A 656-nucleotide genomic window follows, 5' to 3' on the forward strand; every position below is an offset into this window, starting at 1 on the left:
ACGTCTTCAATCGGTAACAAGAACGGCTTGTCGATGTCGCGCGTTGGCTCTGGAATGTAGCTGTCTAGGGCTTCTGCTAGCTCTAGAATTTTCGCTTCCCACTTCTCGTCGCCTTCCAATGCCTTCAGTGCAGAGCCCTGAATAACTGGTAGGTCGTCGCCTGGGAAGTCGTACTCTGATAAAAGCTCACGCACTTCCATTTCAACTAGCTCTAACAACTCTTCGTCGTCAACCATGTCGCACTTGTTCATGAACACAACAATGTACGGTACACCAACCTGACGTGAAAGCAGAATGTGCTCACGGGTTTGTGGCATAGGGCCATCGGTTGACGCTACAACTAAAATAGCACCGTCCATTTGCGCCGCACCGGTAATCATGTTCTTAACGTAGTCGGCGTGACCTGGGCAGTCTACGTGCGCGTAGTGACGCGTAGGCGTGTCATATTCAACGTGCGACGTTGAAATAGTAATACCACGCTCGCGCTCTTCTGGAGCGTTGTCGATTGCTGCGTAGTCTTGTGCTGCGCCACCATAGGTTTTTGCCAATACGGTTGCGATTGCCGCAGTCAATGTGGTTTTACCGTGGTCAACGTGGCCAATAGTACCTACGTTAACGTGTGGCTTTGTACGTTCGAACTTTGCTTTTGCCATGAC

General features: G+C 50.6%; 1 protein-coding gene. It reads right to left on the reverse strand.

What is annotated here, in order from left to right; all coding sequences use genetic code 11:
- The coding region (locus M1L23_RS12765) for a GTP-binding protein (RefSeq protein ID WP_252627828.1) at positions 1 to 653 on the reverse strand (653 nt) is incomplete at its 3' end.
- Between the last annotated feature and the right edge of the window lie 3 nt (positions 654 to 656).

Source organism: Aliidiomarina quisquiliarum (assembly GCF_023922585.1).
GTDB classification, from domain to species: Bacteria; Pseudomonadota; Gammaproteobacteria; order Enterobacterales; family Alteromonadaceae; genus Aliidiomarina; species Aliidiomarina quisquiliarum.